This is a genomic window from Deinococcus radiopugnans ATCC 19172 (assembly GCF_006335125.1).
GTDB classification, from domain to species: domain Bacteria; phylum Deinococcota; class Deinococci; order Deinococcales; family Deinococcaceae; genus Deinococcus; species Deinococcus radiopugnans.
The window spans coordinates 1-15,500 of record NZ_VDMO01000006.1 but is presented as its reverse complement, the minus strand read 5'-3'; the positions used below and the strand labels follow the sequence as shown (position 1 = coordinate 15,500).

General features: G+C 66.4%; 16 protein-coding genes. 9 read left to right on the top strand and 7 right to left on the bottom strand.

Annotated elements, in window-relative coordinates:
• Positions 1–92 precede the first annotated feature (92 nt).
• Positions 93–848, bottom strand: a complete 756-nt coding sequence (locus tag FHR04_RS06605; protein ID WP_139401829.1) for a hypothetical protein — start codon at positions 846–848, stop codon at positions 93–95.
• A 34-nt stretch (positions 849–882) separates the two neighbouring features.
• Here FHR04_RS06605 and FHR04_RS06600 point away from each other — a divergent pair, with 34 nt between their 5' ends.
• Positions 883–1,341, top strand: a complete 459-nt coding sequence (locus tag FHR04_RS06600) for a hypothetical protein (RefSeq protein ID WP_139401827.1) — start codon at positions 883–885, stop codon at positions 1,339–1,341.
• Here FHR04_RS06600 and murF read toward each other — a convergent pair.
• Positions 1,317–2,597 carry a UDP-N-acetylmuramoyl-tripeptide--D-alanyl-D-alanine ligase gene (murF, locus tag FHR04_RS06595; protein ID WP_139401825.1) on the bottom strand — a complete coding sequence of 427 codons (1,281 nt, stop codon included), beginning with the start codon at positions 2,595–2,597 and terminating at the stop codon, positions 1,317–1,319. The genes FHR04_RS06600 and murF overlap by 25 nt on opposite strands.
• A gap of 44 nt (positions 2,598–2,641) precedes the next feature.
• Between murF and FHR04_RS06590 the strand changes: the two genes are divergently transcribed.
• Positions 2,642–3,622: an acetamidase/formamidase family protein gene (locus tag FHR04_RS06590; protein WP_139401823.1), complete on the top strand. Its 981-nt coding sequence runs from the start codon at positions 2,642–2,644 to the stop codon at positions 3,620–3,622.
• Positions 3,623–3,669: 47 nt separating this feature from the next.
• On the opposite strand, the gene FHR04_RS06585 is transcribed toward FHR04_RS06590, so the two are convergent.
• The 5 genes from FHR04_RS06585 to gltX form a co-directional block, all read right to left on the bottom strand.
• Complete coding sequence (locus tag FHR04_RS06585; RefSeq protein ID WP_139402132.1) at positions 3,670–5,229, bottom strand: DAK2 domain-containing protein; 1,560 nt, start codon at positions 5,227–5,229, stop codon at positions 3,670–3,672.
• Between the two features lie 37 nt (positions 5,230–5,266).
• Positions 5,267–5,605: an Asp23/Gls24 family envelope stress response protein gene (locus FHR04_RS06580; protein WP_139401821.1), complete on the bottom strand. Its 339-nt coding sequence runs from the start codon at positions 5,603–5,605 to the stop codon at positions 5,267–5,269.
• Positions 5,606–5,724: 119 nt separating this feature from the next.
• Positions 5,725–7,779, bottom strand: coding sequence for an MDR family MFS transporter (locus tag FHR04_RS06575; RefSeq protein ID WP_139401819.1), 2,055 nt, complete (start codon positions 7,777–7,779; stop codon positions 5,725–5,727).
• Positions 7,776–8,222, bottom strand: a complete 447-nt coding sequence (locus FHR04_RS06570) for a MarR family winged helix-turn-helix transcriptional regulator (protein ID WP_052195275.1) — start codon at positions 8,220–8,222, stop codon at positions 7,776–7,778. The genes FHR04_RS06575 and FHR04_RS06570 overlap by 4 nt, the downstream gene beginning before the upstream one ends.
• 212 nt (positions 8,223–8,434) lie before the next feature.
• Positions 8,435–9,868 carry a glutamate--tRNA ligase gene (gene gltX / locus FHR04_RS06565; protein ID WP_139401817.1) on the bottom strand — a complete coding sequence of 478 codons (1,434 nt, stop codon included), beginning with the start codon at positions 9,866–9,868 and terminating at the stop codon, positions 8,435–8,437.
• A 70-nt stretch (positions 9,869–9,938) separates the two neighbouring features.
• Between gltX and FHR04_RS06560 the strand changes: the two genes are divergently transcribed.
• The 7 genes from FHR04_RS06560 to FHR04_RS06530 all read left to right on the top strand — a co-directional run.
• Positions 9,939–10,415 carry a hypothetical protein gene (locus FHR04_RS06560; RefSeq protein WP_139401815.1) on the top strand — a complete coding sequence of 159 codons (477 nt, stop codon included), beginning with the start codon at positions 9,939–9,941 and terminating at the stop codon, positions 10,413–10,415.
• A 55-nt stretch (positions 10,416–10,470) separates the two neighbouring features.
• Positions 10,471–11,022, top strand: coding sequence for a flavin reductase family protein (locus FHR04_RS06555; protein ID WP_139401813.1), 552 nt, complete (start codon positions 10,471–10,473; stop codon positions 11,020–11,022).
• Between the two features lie 284 nt (positions 11,023–11,306).
• Positions 11,307–11,690, top strand: a complete 384-nt coding sequence (gene rpsL / locus FHR04_RS06550; RefSeq protein ID WP_039682837.1) for a 30S ribosomal protein S12 — start codon at positions 11,307–11,309, stop codon at positions 11,688–11,690.
• Between the two features lie 145 nt (positions 11,691–11,835).
• On the top strand, positions 11,836–12,306 hold the full coding sequence (gene rpsG / locus FHR04_RS06545; RefSeq protein WP_039682839.1) for a 30S ribosomal protein S7: 471 nt from the start codon (positions 11,836–11,838) through the stop codon (positions 12,304–12,306).
• Positions 12,307–12,461: 155 nt separating this feature from the next.
• On the top strand, positions 12,462–14,564 hold the full coding sequence (fusA, locus tag FHR04_RS06540) for an elongation factor G (protein WP_139401812.1): 2,103 nt from the start codon (positions 12,462–12,464) through the stop codon (positions 14,562–14,564).
• A 102-nt stretch (positions 14,565–14,666) separates the two neighbouring features.
• A complete protein-coding gene (locus tag FHR04_RS06535; RefSeq protein WP_139401810.1) occupies positions 14,667–15,095 on the top strand; it encodes a hypothetical protein in 429 nt (142 codons plus the stop codon).
• A gap of 282 nt (positions 15,096–15,377) precedes the next feature.
• A partial coding sequence (locus FHR04_RS06530; protein WP_249039025.1) for a GTP-binding protein occupies positions 15,378–15,500 on the top strand: 123 nt, incomplete at its 3' end.

Genomic DNA, 15,500 nt, shown 5'->3' with positions numbered 1-15,500 from the left:
TGAGGCCTCCACTGAAGCGCCGCGCAAGGACGCATGGCTTCAGGTCAGGGGGCGCAGATTCCGCTGCCCTCAGGGGGCGTCGGCTGCTCTGGCTACCTTTCCCGCAGGTCCAGCCCGAACACGCGCACCTGACCCTGCGGGCTGACGGTGACCACGTCGCCCCCCACCAGCCCAATGCGCCCAGGCCCGTGCGGAACGCGGCCCACCACGCCGCCCGCCGCGTCCAGGCGCTGCAGTTCGCCGTTCACCAGGCGGTAGCTGCCAAAGTCGCTCACGGTCCCTGGCACGTCCGCTGACTTTGCGCCGGTGGGGGTGCGCTGCAGGTACGGCCCCGCACCCCTCTCCAGCACGACGCCGTCGCCCACGCGCAGCAGCTGGCCGCCCAGCAGCACGTAATCCTGGCCGTCGCCGCCGGTCAGGGCCGCCGCAGGGGCGCCGATCACGCCGCGCGCCGCCGCCCCCGCGTAGGTCACGGCGGTACCGTCCTCGCGGTAGGCGCGGTTACTGCTCAGGGCCACCACCCGGCCCACCGCCACGGTCTGGGCAGCGCGGTCCAGCGTGATCACTGCGCCCAGACCGGGAATGGCGGCCCAGGCGTCACCGCCGTTCCAGCCCACGTCCACCGCTGGGGGCAGGCGGGGGCATACCGCCCGGTACGACGGGGCACGCGCCACGCAGGCCCGGCCACCGGCCACCCACGCCACGCCTTCAGAGGCAAAGGCGGCCCGGAAACTGGGATCCGCCGGGGCGACAGCGGCGGGGCGAGAGGCCGACTGCGGCCGGGCCGGGGCCGGCGCGCAGGCGGCCAGGAACAGCAGGCCACAAGACAGGGTGAGGAGACGGCGCATGGAACCCACTATCCCCGGCGTTAGGGTGGACTGTATGAGGCAGCCCATCACCGTCTTCGCCCGCACCCGGGAGCAGTTCGACAGCGCCCGGCTGAGCTACCAGCGCCCGGACGTCGCGTTCTTCTCGGCGGGGGCGTGTCAGATCCTGGCCTTCGCCTTTCTGGAGACGTACCCGGACGCGGGCTTCCGGCCCCGGTTCATCTACCCCACACCCGGCTTTGACGGCAGCCACATCTACGTCACCGACGGCATCACCGCCTTCGACGCGCAGGGCTACGTGTCCGAGGCTGGCCTGCTGCGCCGCCACCACGCCGCCTACGCGCCGTACTGGCAAGGCGGGGTGGAGGACATCACCGTGCCGCTGGCCGAGTTCTGTGCCGCCAACGATCACGCCGCTCCCGGCTACTTTCCGCCGGGGGCCTGGGGACGGGCGCTGGCGTACCTGCGTCAGTTCCCCACGCCCCAGGACTATTTGGCGCTGTCCCGCCACTGAAGCAGGGCGTCCACCACCACGTCCAGCCCCACGCCCTCCTGAGCGCGCCTCTCTGCTGTCCACGAGATGCCCCGGCTGGCCTTGACCAGCACCACATCGCCGTCCTGCACCTCTGCCAGCAGGGCGTCCGTCAGCTCCGGCACGGTGGCGTGAGCCCGCTCGCCCAGTTCGGCGGCGAAGGCGCCCACGCCGTAGGTCAGGTCTGCCCTGGCCCGCGCCTCCTGCCCCACCTCCGCGTGCAGCTGGCGTTCAGTGTCGCCCAGCTCCAGCATGCGCCCCAGCACGCTGATGCGGCGGCCTGGCAGGGCGTGCAGGGCATTCAGGGCAGCACTCACCGCCACGGGCGAGGCGTTGTAGGCGTCGTCGATCACGGTGAAGCGGCCCGCATGCACGCGGTAGCGCCCGCCCGGCACGCTGACCTGCGCGAGGCGTGCCGCCGCCGCTGGCAGATCCAGACCTGCCTCCCGCGCCAGGGTCAGCCCCAGCACGGCGGCCTCGGCCTGCACGCGGGCGGCCAGGGGCAGCCCAACCTCCACCCCGTCGAAGGTGAAGGTGGCCCCCTGCGGCGTGACCTTTAAATCCTGTCCGGCGTGGGTGACGGCCCCGAAACCGAAGCTCTCGGCTCCCGGATAGAACGGCGCGGCCTGTGCGCCCACCAGCCCCCGCACGCCCCGGAGAATCTCCCCCTTCTCGCGGGCGATGTTCTCCACGCTGCCCAGTTGTTCCAGATGCGCCGGGCCAATCGCGGTGACGACGCCCACGTCCGGGCGCACCAGCTCCACCAGTTCGGCCATCTCGCCGGGGCGGTCGATGCCCATTTCCACCACCAGCGGGCGATCCGAGGCCCCACACTCGATCAGGAAGCAGGCGATGGCAGGCTGGGTGTTGAAGACCGGCATGAAGTGCGCGTCCAGCGCCGCCGCCGCGTAGGCCTTGGCCGTCGTTTTGCCTGCGCTGCCGGTGATGCCCACCACCTGCCGGTTCTTCGCCCGCTCGGTCTGTGCCCAGGCTTTCAGCGCGGCCCAGGCGTCCGGCACCCGCACGGCGCGCGGCACGTCCAGATCGGTCAGAACGAAGGGGGCGCCCGCGTCCAGGGCCGCCTCGACAAAGCGGTTGCCGTGCATCTTCTCGCCGGGCAGCGCGGCGAAGGCCACGTCGGGGCCAGCCTCGCGCGAGTCCCAGGTCAGGCGGGCGGCGGGACGGGCCTGTGGGTGAACGGTGGCGGCAAAGGGCAGGGCGGCGTGTGGGTCAGGCATCGCCGTGCAGAATATCGCCCCCCAATACCGCTAGCCTGTGCGCCATGGCCCACCACCACCTGAGCGCCGAGCACATCCACACCGTCTGGGACCGCACGCTGTCGCCTGCGCTGCGGGTGCGGCCCGGCGACACCGTGACACTCGATACGCTGGACGCCTCCGACGGTGGGGTGGCGCGGCGGGTGGGGGCGGGTGAATTGGAGGCTCCTGCCGAACTGGACGCCCTGATCCGCGCCGACACATTTCCCGCGCGGAATGCGCCGCGCGGCCACCCGCTGACCGGCCCGGTGGTCGTGGAAGGCGCGCAGCCCGGCGACGCCCTGAAAGTCGAGATTCTGGAGGTCAGAACTGCCGCGTGGGGCTGGACGGCCTGCCGCCCCAACGGCATCGGCCTGCTGGATGCCGTACTGGCCGACGAGGGCCTGCAACCCTACACGCATTTCTGGGACCTGCGCCCGGGCACCCACACCGACTTTCTGCCGGGGATCCGCCTGCCGCTGGCTCCCTTTCCCGGCGTGATCGGGGTGGCGCCCGCTGCGGACGGCCCGCATCCCACCGCGCCGCCCCGGCAGGTGGGCGGCAACATGGACATCCGGCAACTGGTGGCGGGCGCCACGCTGTACCTGCCGGTTGAGGTGCCCGGCGCGCTGTTCTCGGTGGGTGACCTGCACGCCGCGCAGGGCGACGGCGAACTGTCGGGCACCGGCATCGAGACGGCCGGCCAGATCACGCTGCGCCTGGGTCTGGAAAAAGACGCAGGGCTGACCACGCCAGAGTTCGTTACGCCCACACACGGCGGCAGCAGCTCGCGCTGGCACGCCACCACCGGCCACGATCCAGACCTGATGACCGCGGCCCGCACCGCCCTGCGCGCCCTGCTGCGGCGGCTGACCGCGCGCGGCCTGAGTCTGGAACAGGCCTACGTGCTGTCCAGCGCGTGCGCCGACCTCAAGATCAGTCAGGTGGTGGACGCGCCGAACTACACAGTCAGCGCCTTCCTGCCGCTGGACATCTTCGTGGAGTGAACGCGGACTGGCCTGCCCCGCACACGGCAGGCAGCACCGCTCCTCCATTACTCCAGCGTGACCAGATAGTCGTACAGGTCTGGCCCCCCCGCGTGCGCCTCGACTTCCGCCGACGCGAACTGCTCGCCAATTCGCCCGGCCAGCGCGTCCAGATCGGCCTGCGATTTCTGCGGGCCGCCGAACACGGTAATGATCTCCTGCCCGTTGTAGGCGCCCGCCAGCATCTTCAGCACGCTGTCCTCGGGGCTGCCCCCGGCCTGCACCAGTTCGTCGTCCTGCAAGCCGATCACGTCGCCCTCGGCAATGGCCAGCGTGTCGCCAGCTTTGGTGGTGATGTTGGTGGTGCGGCTGGCCCGCGTGACCTCGAAGGTGGTCACGGCCCCCGCCGCCTCGGTCATGGCCTCTTTCAACTCGTCGGCGGGAACGTCGGGCTGGAAGGCCAGGGCCGCGCCCATGCCCTGCCCCAGCGTGCGGGTGGGCACCACCACGGCGCGGCCTTCCATCAGTTCCATCGCCCGTTCGGCGGCCATCAGCACGTTCTTGTTGTTGGGCAGCACGATCACGCGCTCGGCGCTGACGCTGCGGACGGCGTCCACGATGTCCTGCACGCTGGGGTTGGCGGTCTGCCCGCCGGAGACGATGCGTGCGCCGAGAGAGCGGAACAGCTTGACCAGCCCGTAGCCGTTCGCCACCGCCACCAGCCCCGACGGCGGCAGTTCCTCCTCGGCGCGGGCGGTGGCTCCGGCCATGCCCAGGATCTCGGTGTGCTGCTCGGACATGTCCTCGACTTTGGTCTTGAGCATCTTGCCGTAGCGCCCCACCGTCGCCAGCAGCTCGTCCGGCTCGTTGGTGTGGATGTGGCCCTTGACGTAGCCCTCCGCGCCCACCACCAGCAGGCTGTCGCCGAAGGGGCTGACCAGTTCGCGGATGTCCTCGATGGGCCTGGTGGCCTCGGACATTAAAAACTCGGTGCAGAAGCCGAATTCCTCGTTCTCGAAGCTCTGGGCGGCATACTGCGTGATCTCCGGCGCTTCGGGCAGCTCGTCGCCGCGCAGCTCGGCCAGCATCCCCTGCACGATGTACAGGTAGCCCTGGCCGCCGCTGTCGATCACCCCGGCCTGCTTGAGGGCGGGCAGCATCTCCGGCGTCCTGTCCAGCAGCTCCTGACCCTTGAACAGCGCGTTTTCCAGCACCATGTCTACCGTGTCGCCGCGCGCCCCCTCGGCCACGCCGCGTGCCACGGTCAGGATCGTGCCTTCCACCGGTTTCATCACCGCGCCGTAGCCGCTCCTCTGCGCGGCGTCGAGGGCGCGGATCAGGGTGGGCGCGTCCACCTCCGCCCTGTCCTTGATCACTTCTGCAAAGCCCTTGAGCAGCTGCGAGAGGATCACGCCGCTGTTGCCGCGTGCGCCCAGCAGCGCGCCGTAGCTGATGGCGCGGGCGACTCCCGCCATGCTGCCCGTATCAGCCGTTTCCAGCTCGCGCCGCACCGACTGCATGGTCAGGTGCATGTTGGTGCCGGTGTCGCCGTCGGGGACGGGGTACACGTTCAGCGCGTTGACTTCCTCGCGGTACACGCCCAGCCAGTCGGTGGCGTAGCGCAGCATCCGGGCCAGATCGGCAGGCTTCAGGGTCTGGGTGTGGTCAGGCACGCTGAACCCCCACCGCATGGACGCGGGTGGCGCTCAGCTCGATGCCGGCCAGATTCTTGACGACGTGTTCCACGCGCTCGACGATATTGCGCGCCACCGTGGGAATGCTGACGCCGTAGGCCGCGACGATGTACAGGTCTGCGGTGTACGTGCCGCTTTCCTTCTCCCGGCCGATCACCACGCCGTCGCTGACGTTGGCGCGGCCCAGCACGCGGGAAATCCCTTCTTTCAGGTTGGCGGGGGCCATGCCCACCACGCCGGGAATCTCGTGGGCGGTCAGCCCGATCAACGAGGCCAGCGCCGCCTCGGAAATGTTTATAGAGCCAGTCACAGTACCGGCCAGTATACGGGGAGGCAGGGTGACGGGCGTTCCTCCGGGGCCTCTCTTCCCGGCCACGCACAAAGGCGGCCAGACCATTTCGTCTGACCGCCTCTGGAGGGATGGAAAGCTCAGTCGCTGGCGGTGGGCTTGCCCTCGCCGTCTGCCTGCGGCTTGCGCCCCGCGACGTGGGTGGCCCCCAGCATGGGAATCACTGGAATGAACAGCACCACCAGGAAGCCCGCCACAATGAACCATAGGCTGGTGCCGAACATACGGGTCATGCTGGCGGTGAAGCCTTCCTTGAGGCCGGTGGTGACCCGCTCGCCCAGGACGGTGGCCTGCTCGTCCAACTTGGTCTTGAGTTCGGCCAGCACGGTCTGGCGGGTCTGCCGCACGGCGGCGTCCTCCTGCGCCAGGATACCCTGCTGGATTTGCGCGGCAGTGGCCTGCGCGGCCTGCGGGGTGTTCAGCGCCTGGGCGGGCAGGGCGCGCAGCTGCGCTTTGAGATCGGCGGGCAGCTCGCTCTTAAGCAGCGCCTGACGGCCCGGCTCGCCCGTTGCCAGCAGCGTGCCGACGTTGGCGGCCTGCACTTCCAGCGTCTGGTGAACCTGGGCCTGAAGGCCGCCGTCTTCCAGCAGGGCTTTCAACTCGGCCGGCACCTGCGGGTTGCCCGTCAGCGCCTGGGCCGCCGCCTGATCCCCGTTCAGGGCGCGTTCAAGTTGAACGTACTGGGCGTCATAAGCTTTCTTGATCTGTGCGGCAGGGCCGTCCGCGCCGCCGCTGGAACGCAGCGCGCCGATGTCGAAGTTCTGGGTGTCAATCTGTGCGCCGGGGATGGCCGGCAGGGCGCGCGGCAACTCGGTGTGCAGGTTGTTCAGCAGCAGCGTACCGAACACGGCGGCCCCGATGGTGGAGCCGATCTGGCGGAAGAACTGGCTGCTGGAGGTGGCGATGCCCAACTGCTGCATGGAGACGCCGTTCTGGATCGCCAGGGTAAACAGGCTCTGCGCCGGCCCCAGCCCCAGGCCCACCACGAACATGCGCCAGCCCAGATCCAGCAGCGTGGTTTCTGCGGTGATCTGCGTCAGCAGGAAGATCCCGGCGATCAGCACCAGACTGCCGCCGATCATCCAAGGCTTGTACTGCCCGCTGCGCGCCACCAGCTGCCCGGCCACGATGCTCGACAGGATCAGGCCGCCCATCAGCGGCAGAATCGAAAAGCCGCTCTTGGTGGGGGAGACGCCCAGTACGGTCTGCATGAACAGCGGCAGAAACAGAATCACGCCCAGGAAGGCCATGCCCATGATGAACGACGCCAGGTTGCCCAAGCTGAACATCCTGTTCTTGAACAGGCTCAGCGGAATGATCGCGTCGGGCGTGCGCGCCTCCACGGCGATAAAGGCCAGCAGGCTCACGGCGCTGAGCGCGAACAGGCTCAGGATGCGGGTGCTGCCCCACGGGTAGGTGGTGCCGCCCCAGGTCAGCGCCAGCAGCAGCGGAATGGTGGTCAGCAGGATCAGCGCCGCGCCCCAGTAGTCGATGCGCCCGCCGATGCGGTGCGTCAGCCGGGGCATCTTGACGATGATCAGAAACAGGGCCAGCAGGCCCAGCGGCAGGTTGACGTAAAAGACCCAGCGCCAGCTCAGGTTGTCGGTCAGAAAGCCGCCCACGGCGGGGCCGATCACGCTGGCGAGGCCGAAGATCGCGCCGAACAGCCCGCCGAATTTGGCGCGCTCGGCCGGCTCAAACATGTCGGCCAGGATGGTAAAGGCAATCGTGAACAGCGCCGCACCGCCCAGCCCGGCCACCGCGCGGAAGGCGATCAGCTGGTTCATGCCGCCGCCCAGGAAATTGCCCAGGAACGGCTCGCCGGCCAGCCCCGACAGCGCCGAGCCGAACAGGAACAGCACCACCCCGAACACCAGAATCGGTTTGCGCCCGTACAGGTCAGACAGCTTGCCGTAGATCGGCACCATCACCGTGCTGGCCAGCAGGTAGGCGGTGGTGACCCAGGTGTACAGGTTGAAGCCGTGCAGATCTTCGATGATGCGCGGCATGGCGGTGCTGACGATGGTCTGGCTCAGCGCCGCGAGCAGGAAGACCACCAGCAGGCCGACCAGCGTGATCTGGCGCTCCTGTTTGGTGAACTGCTGGGCGGCGGGTTGAAGGGTGGCCTGGGTCATGCGTTCTCCTGGGAAGGGGTGGAAGGCGGGGCGTCGAGCTGTTCAAGGAGGGCGGTCAGGACGCCCAGACGTTCGGGATCGATGTCGTGCATCCGGGCGGCGGCCAGACCAAGAAAGGACTGAATCACGCTGGCCGCCAGCCGTTCGCCTTCTGGCGTCAGGTTCAGGTGGATGCGGCGCGAGTCTTCCGTGTCGATCTGACGCTCGATCAGGTTCTGCTTGCACAGCTGATCCAGATAACGGCTGAGCAGGGTGGGCGGCATGTGCAGGTGGGCGGCCAGGGCCTTGGGGTAGCTGTGGCCGCTGCGGATGCCCTGCAAGACGTTGAAGCGCGGCGAATCCAGCTCGCCCTGAGCGAGCAGCAGCGCGTCCAGCTCCTGTCTGAACGAGCGCCCGAAACGCCACAGTGCGCCCATGAAACGGCCCACCTGTTCGGTACTCAAGGATGGGACCAGGGAAGAGGCAGGGGGCGGAGGCATCTGTGTATTCTAGGTAAACAGTTCTCTGGAGTCAACTATTCATTATGGGAAATGGAAAGGCGATCAAGGCCGATCCCCTGATGGCCCTGAGACGCCACGATCCTGCGCCACGACACATACCAAGAGGCGGGGCCAACCTGCTCCCCACCCCGCCCGGTTCTATATTTTTCGCTTCCTCAGTGTGCCGCCCGTTCCACCCGCGCCGCCACGCGCTCGCGGCCCAACGCCTCTAGCATCTGCGGCAGATCGGGGCTTTCCAGCGTCCCGGCCACGGCGGCGCGCACCGGGGGCATGACCTTGCCCAGCTTCAGGCCCTTTTCCTCGGCGAAAGCGTGAAACAGGGCGCTGATGTTCTCCGCATCCCACTGAGGCAGGTTCTTGAGGCGTCCCGCCAGCTCCGGCAGCAGTTCCCGCGCGCCGTCGATGGCCTTCTGCGCCTTCTCGTTGACCGGGTAATCTTCGGACCAGAAGTAACCTGTCTTGTCCAGGAAGTCGCTGAACACCTCGATGCGTGGAATCAGCAGCCGGGTCACGGCCCGGAAATAGGCGTCCAGCGGCAGCTCAGACTTGTGGGCCAGCAGGAAATCGTGCAGCCGTTTGGTTACCTCTTTCTCGCTCAGGACTTCACGCAAATACTTGCCGTTGTACCAGCGCAACTTGTCCTGATCGAAAACCGGGCCGCCCAGCGTCACGTCCTCCAGCCGGAAAGTGCGCTGAAACTCGTCCAGATCGAAGATTTCGGTGCCGTCCGGGTGGGTCCAGCCCATCGTCGCCAGGAAGTTCAGCATCGCTTCAGGCAGGTAGCCCTGATCCATGTACCACTCGACGCTGGTGGGGTTCTTGCGCTTGCTGATCTTGGATTTGTCGGCGTTTCGCAGTAGCGGCATGTGTGCGAAGCGGGGCGTGTCCCAGCCAAAGGCGCGGTACAGCAGGACGTGAATCGGCGTGCTGGTGATCCATTCCTCGGCGCGCACCACGTCGGTCACGCCCATCAGGTGATCGTCCACCACGTTTGCCAGGTGGTAGGTGGGGTAACCGTCGGCCTTGAGCAGCACCTTGTCGTCGATCTCGGCGTTCCGAAAATGGATCGGCTCGCGCAGCAGATCATTGACCACGGTTTCGCCGTCACGCGGCACCTTCAGCCGAACGACGGCGGCCTCGCCCGCCGCCACCCGCCGCCGCGCCTCGGCGGGGTCGAGGTCACGGCTGGGCACGGCGATGACCGTGCCGTCCGCCTGCGCCTGCTCGCGCAATGCAGTCAGTTCCTCGGGGGTCTCGAAGGCGTAGTAGGCGTGGCCGCCTTCCACCAGTTGCCGGGCGTGCTGGCCGTACAACTCGGTGCGCTCGGACTGGCGGTAGGGACCGTTGGGGCCGTCCTGCAAGGGCGATTCGTCGGGCGTCAGGTTCAACCACTGCATCATCTGGAAGATGCGCTTCTCGCTGTCGGGGACGTAGCGGTTGCGGTCCGTGTCCTCAATGCGCAGGATGAACTTGCCGCCCCCCTGCCGCGCCAGGACGAAGTTGAACAGACCGATATAGGCGGTGCCCACATGCGGGTCCCCGGTGGGACTGGGGGCGATACGGGTCACGGTGGGCTGGGATGAAGACATGAGGCACAGAATACGGGCCGTGGGGAGAGGGGCGTTGCCGTGCGCCTGCCCGCCATGCTTATGATGCTCTATGCGGCTCCTGCCTTCCAGGCTGGCTCTTGGCCTGAGCGCCACTCTGCTGTCTGCCTGCAACGCCTTCTCGCCCATCCCCAACGACGCCGACATTGACGTGAACGGCAAGTACACCGGGCGGCTGGTGGGCCTGAACAACGACAGAGCCCTGCTGGACGTCACCATTGTGGAAAAGGATCTCGCGGTGACGGGCACGGTCAAAAGCCGTGTCACGGGCGACAGCTACGCCCTGACGGGAACGCGCAGCGTCTACAAGGCCAGTCCGGTGGTCGTCAATGCCACCGCTGACCTGGGCAGTGGCAGCGCCTGCCCTGGCGGCTTCACGGACCATTACGGCGTGATGGTCACGTTCTACAACGTCAGCCGGTACAACGGCGCAGGCGGCAGCGGTTTCGTGAACCACGATGTCTGCGTGGCCGGGCAGTGGGAACGGTCCGATTTCAACAGCGGGCAACTGGAACTGACACGCCAGTAGGAACACTTCAACCTCTCTACCTGTGCCACAGCCCCCGCCCGCTATCCTGCCCCTCATGCTCAGCGAGACAGGCACGCAGTTTTTCGGTTACTACCCCGGCACGGTGGCGCTGGTCACGGCGGAACACGGCGGGGTCCGCAACGTGATGGCCGCCGGCTGGCACACCGCCCTGAGCGCCCAGCCGCCGCTCTACGGGGTGCTGATCGGGCGGGAGCGGGCCACGCATGGGCTGGTGACACAGAGCGGTACGTTTGGCATCAACTTCCTGCCGGCCTCGCTCTCAAAGCCGATCCAGGGCACGGGGGTGCTGTCGCTGCATGACCTGCCACAGCAGGACAAACTGGCCCGGCTGGGTCTCGACACCCTGCCCGATGCGCCGCTGGCCCTGGCCGACGCGTACCTGCATTACCGCTGCCGCGTGACTCAGACCGTTCCTACCGGGGACCATGACCTGTTCGTGGGCGAGGTGCTGGAGGTTCGCCACGATCCGGCCTTCTACGATGACCGGCAACTGTTCCTGGGCGAGGCCGCCATTTACCTGGGCCGCAGCGCCTACGTGAAAACCACCCAGGGCCGTGAAACCTACCTTCCGGAGAGCTTCAGCTGACTGTTCCACGGGCCCTCTTGCGTCCCCGCTGCCTGCAGGCGTAATATGCGAAGGTTGAAAACTGCCCCGGTCCAGGGTTGCACCGCGTGGAGTTTTTCGGCATGCCGCTCCGGCAAGTCACCTTAAGGCTGATGCTGACAGCCCCGCAAGTGCGCCAGGAGTGCGTGATCACCTCAAAGCTTCACCTGTCAACCCGTCGCCCGGCCCCGTACGCGTGGGCTGGCCCTACTTTCCGAGCAAGCCGCATGTCTTTTCGGAACACCGAACACGAGGAGTGATTCACCCTGCCTACCACCCAGCAACTGATCCGCAAGGGGCGCACCACGCTCCAGAAGAAAAACAAGGTTCCGGCCCTGAAGGGCAGCCCCTTCCGGCGCGGCGTGTGCACGGTCGTCAAGACCACCACGCCCAAGAAGCCCAACTCGGCGCTGCGCAAGATTGCCCGCGTGCGTCTGTCCAGCGGCTTTGAAGTCACCGCGTACATTCCCGGCGAAGGCCACAACCTGCAGGAGCACAGCGTCGTGCTGATTCGCGGCGGACGCGTCAAGGACTTGCCCGGCGTGCGGTACCACATCGTGCGCGGCAGCCTCGACACCCAGGGCGTCAAGGACCGCAACAAGAGCCGGTCCAAGTACGGCACCAAGAAGCCCAAGGCGGCCAAGAAGTAAACGTTCCCCTGCTCTCAGGAGTCAGGGGAACCGTCGGCACGCCCCCTTGCGGCAAGAACACCCATGTTCGCCGGAGGTCAGGCCAATGAATCAAGTCATCCGCGCCTAAACACGGCGCACCACAAAAATATCTAAGGAGTTCAACATGGCACGTCGCCGCAGAGCAGAAGTGCGTCCCCTCCAGCCCGACCTGGTGTATCAGGACGTGCTGGTCAGCGCCACCATCAACCGCATCATGGAAGACGGCAAGAAGAACCTCGCCAGCCGTATTTTCTACGGGGCCATGAAAGTCGTGCAGGAGCGCACCGGCCAGGAGTCCCTGAAGATCTTCAAGCAGGCCTTCGACAACATCAAGCCGCGCGTGGAAGTGCGCAGCCGCCGCGTAGGCGGCAGCACCTACCAGGTGCCCGTCGAGGTCAGCGTGCGCCGTCAGCAGAGCCTGACCCTGCGCTGGATGATGGCCGCCGTGGACAGCCGCCCCGAGCGCACCGCCATCGAGCGCCTGGCCGGCGAGATCATGGATGCCGCCCAGGGCCGTGGCGGCTCGATCAAGAAAAAAGACGATATCGAGCGCATGGCAGAAGCCAACCGCGCCTACGCGCACTACCGCTGGTAAGCGGGTTTTCCGCCCAGTGGTACTAGACTGGACGGTGGGTTTTCCTGCCGTCCATTTTAGGTGAAGGGCGCACAATACCGGGCGCACATTTTTTTTAGTTTCACCAGCAATCACGGGGGGCGAGACACGCTTCCCCTCTGAATCAGGGAGTCTAGATGACCACCAAAGCCACAAATTACCTGACCCATTTCCGCAATATCGGGATTGCCGCGCACATTGACGCGGGTAAGACCACCACCACCGAGCGCATCCTGTTCTTCACTGGGCGCAACCGCAACATTGGTGAGGTGCATGACGGCGCCGCGACGATGGACTGGATGGAGCAGGAGCGCGAGCGCGGGATCACCATCACTGCCGCCGCCACCACCGCTAAGTGGACCCGCTCCGGCACCGATCAGGAGTACGTCGTCAATATCATCGACACCCCCGGTCACGTGGACTTCACCATTGAGGTGGAGCGCTCCATGCGCGTGTTGGACGGCGCGGTGGCCGTGTTCGACTCTTCTCAGGGCGTCGAGCCGCAGAGCGAGACCGTGTGGCGTCAGGCCGACCGTTACGGCGTGCCGCGCATCGCGTTCTCCAACAAGATGGACAAGACCGGCGCGAGCTTCGATCTGGTCATCAACGACATCCGTGAGCGCCTGGGCGCCATTCCCGCCCCCATCCAGTACCCGATGGGCGAGGAGAGCGACTTCAAGGGCATCATCGACATTGTGCGGATGCAGACCCATACCTTCTCCAACGATCTGGGCACCGACATCGTGATGGGCGAAGTGGGCGACATCCCCGAGAAGTACGCGGCCAAGGTGGCCGAGATGCGCGCCATGATGATCGAGGCCGCCGCCGAGGTCGACGAAGACGTGATGATGAAGTTCCTGGAAGGCGAGGAACCCACCGCCGAGGAACTGATCAGCGCCCTGCGCAAGGGCACCATCGCGCAGAAGATCTTTCCGGTGCTGTGCGGCAGCTCGCTGAAGAACAAGGGCGTTCAGCTGCTGCTCGACGCCGTGATCGACTACCTGCCCAACCCGCTGGAAGTTCCGGCCATCGTGGGCAAGATGGAGGACAGCGAGGAAAGCGTGGCGTTTCCCGCTGATCCCGACGGCAAGCTGGCCGCGCTGGCGTTCAAGATCATGGCCGATCCCTACGTGGGTCGCCTGACCTTCGTGCGTATCTACTCGGGCACCATGCAGTCGGGCAGCTATGTGATGAACGCCTCGAAAGACAAGCGCGAGCGCGTCGGCCGCCTCCTGAAGATGCACGCCAACAGCCGCGAGGAAGTGACCGAGTTGAAGGCCGGGGAGCTGGGCGCCGTGATCGGCCTCAAGGACTCGGGCACCGGCAACACCCTGATCGGTGACGGCGACGACGCGGTGCTGCTCGAAAGCATCGACATCCCGGAACCCGTGATCAAGCTGGCGATTGAACCCAAGACCAAGGCCGACCAGGAAAAGATGGGCATCGGCCTCCAGAAGCTGGCTGAAGAAGATCCCACCTTCCGCGTGGAATCCGATCAAGAGTCGGGCCAGACCACCATCTCGGGCATGGGCGAGCTGCACCTGGAAATCCTGGTGGACCGCCTGAAGCGCGAGTACAAGGTGGAGGCCAACGTGGGCGCGCCGCAGGTGGCCTACCGCGAGACCATCACTAAGGCTACCGACGTGGAAGGCAAGTTCGTGCGCCAGTCCGGCGGACGTGGGCAGTTCGGCCACGTCAAGATCAAGGCCGAGCCGCTGGAAGCCGGAACGGGCTTCGTGTTCGAGAACGCCGTGGTGGGCGGCACCATTCCCCGCGAGTACATCGGTCCTGCCCAGAAGGGCATCGAGGAAGCCATGCAGAGCGGCCCCATGCTGGGCTTCCCGGTCGTGGACATGAAGGTCACCATCTACGACGGGTCCTACCACGAAGTGGACTCCTCGGAAATGGCGTTTAAGATCGCGGGCAGCATGGCCCTCAAGGAAGCCGTCCAGAAGGGCGCCCCGGCGATCCTGGAACCTGTGATGCGCGTGGAAGTCACCGTGCCCGACGACTTCATGGGCGACATCATCGGCGACCTGAACAGCCGCCGCGGTCAGATTCAGGGCATGGAAGCGCGCGGTAACGCCCAGCTCGTCAAGGCCTTCGTGCCGCTGAGCGAGATGTTCGGGTACGCCACCGACATGCGCTCGATGACCCAGGGCCGCGCCAGCTACAGCATGTTCTTCGATCACTACACCCAGGTGCCCAACAACATCGCCCAGGGGCTGATGAAGAAGTAAACCGGCACTGAAAGAACAGGCCCGCCGTGATCGGCGGGCCTGTTCTTTTGCTGCTGTTCTTTTGCTGCCGTTTTCAGGTCCGGCACGGTACTCTGGCAAGGCATGACCGCTCCCACTTCCCCCCAACCCGGCCCCCGGCCGCCACGCCTGCTGTTTCTGACACTGCCTCTGCTGATCGGTGTCTTTTACAACGCTCTTTCCCTGCTGACGCTGCCCTTCTCCGGTCCCACCCTGACGGATCTGCTCGCTCGTCTCGACGAGCAGGCGTCTACTTCGGGCCTGCCGCCCATCGGGCTTTCGGCAGACCAGCTGCAATGGGTGCTGTGGCTCTCCTTTGCCATCACGGCCATCCTGATCCTATGGCTGTATTTCACGCGCCGCGCCGTCCTGGAAGGCCGCAGCTGGGGCCGCGTTTCGGCCATCGTAATCGGCGTCTTCAGTCTGCTGATCTTTCCCATCGGCACGGTTCTGGGCATCGTGATGCTGATCGGCGCCTTTGACAAGCAGGTGGTAGCCTACACCCGTCATTAGGGTGAGATCTGGGCTCAGGCTGTCGCCTGTGCTTGAGCTGGGAACAGATGGGCTGGGGAGGCAGGATGTGCTGGCCCCTTGCCGTCCCGCCCCTGATCCTGTATCCTTCTTCTTCGGTGCGTTGGAATTCCCAGCGCAACGTGCCAGCACGGCGGGACACTGCCCTGGCGAGAATCAACCCAATGTGGGTCACCCCATCAGAACCCTGCGGTATGCGCGGGGGACGCCCGATCAAAGGGGCGATTTTGCGTGTGAATCCACCACTTGGAGGGAGTAAAGAACATGGCAAAAGGAACCTTTACGCGCACGAAGCCGCACGTGAACATCGGGACCATCGGTCACGTGGACCACGGCAAGACCACCCTGACGGCCGCCATCACCTTCACGGCCGCCGCCATGGACCCC